The 390-nt window shown below is 76.9% G+C and carries 1 protein-coding gene; it reads right to left on the reverse strand.

The window, feature by feature from the left end:
- Positions 1–390 (reverse strand): hypothetical protein (locus SB658_RS22205; protein ID WP_410602356.1); only part of this gene is annotated, 390 nt, incomplete at both ends.

Below are 390 nucleotides of genomic sequence, written 5' to 3' on the forward strand. Positions count from 1 at the left end.
GTCACGAGGGCGACAGCCGCGAGCGACCAGTTCGTGTGCGGCGCGGCGGCGAGGATCCCGCTGCCGAGCGCGATGAGCACGGCCGCGGCCGCGAGATCCGGCCAGCGGCGGATCCCGCCGACGAGGTCGCGCGCGAACACGGCGCGCAGCAGAGTGGATCCGCCGTTCGCAGCCTGCGGGAGTCCCGCGCGGATGCGCGCGGCTGCGCCGTGCCCGATGGGCGCGTCGTCGGCGCGGGCGGGCGCATCCGTAGCGGCCTGCGCTGTCGGCGTCGCGCCGTCTGATCTTCCGAGCACTCGCGACAGCGGCAGCCGCCGGAAGAAGCGCGGCGCACGGTCGCCGAGGACGCCCGCCGCGGTGCGCAGGTCGAGCGTGGTGGCAGCGGAACGC

The sequence above is a fragment of the Bacillus sp. SIMBA_008 genome (genome assembly GCF_046535495.1).
Lineage (GTDB): Bacteria > Bacillota > Bacilli > Bacillales > Bacillaceae > Bacillus > Bacillus subtilis.